This is a genomic window from Psychrobacter sp. FME6, assembly GCF_014861365.1.
In the GTDB taxonomy this organism is placed as follows: Bacteria; Pseudomonadota; Gammaproteobacteria; order Pseudomonadales; family Moraxellaceae; genus Psychrobacter.
In genome coordinates this window covers 1-614 of sequence record NZ_RRYW01000245.1, presented here as the reverse complement: position 1 = coordinate 614, position 614 = coordinate 1, and the positions used below count along the sequence as shown (strand labels likewise).

At 43.8% G+C, this 614-nt stretch carries 1 protein-coding gene; it reads left to right on the top strand.

Features of this window, described 5'->3' with window-relative positions; genetic code table 11:
• Positions 1-597, top strand: a 597-nt coding sequence (locus EI162_RS14465; protein WP_192524987.1) for an IS5 family transposase, incomplete at its 5' end; no start/stop codon positions are given.
• Positions 598-614: the final 17 nt, after the last annotated feature.

The following is a 614-nucleotide window of genomic DNA, read 5'->3' as shown; positions in this document are numbered from 1 at the left end:
TTTGGCAAGCCCAATACCATCTATAAAGCTTACCAGCGCTGGTCTCGCAGTAATAAGCTGATTGCATTATTTACGTTACTGATCAAAGACGCAGACCTTGAGTGGGTCTTCATTGATGGTACTCATATTAAAGCGCATCAGCACAGCAGTGGTGGCAATGAGAACCTACAATCCATTAGTAAAAGTGTGGCAGGACGCGCGACCAAGATTCACTTGGCAGTAGATGCGCATGGCAATCCGATTACCTTTATCTTGTCAGATGGCACGACCCACGACGTTAAAGTCGCACCTGACTTAGTAGACAAAGTTAATTTGAGCAACACAGAGGTTTTATGTGCCGATAAAGGCTATGATTCTGATGCACTACGAGCGCATATTGAACAAGCTGGGACACGGGATAACATCCCTCGAAAACGAAATACTCAGTCTTCTAACGACCATATGGACTGGGACTTATATAAAGCGAGGCATCTAGTAGAAAATGCTTTCGCCAAACTAAAACAGTATAGGGCGGTTGCCACCAGATTTGATAAGCTCAAGCAGAGTTATGAAAATACAGTCGCTCTTGCTTGTGCTTATATCTGGCTCAAATTATGAATGTTCAACACGCCCTA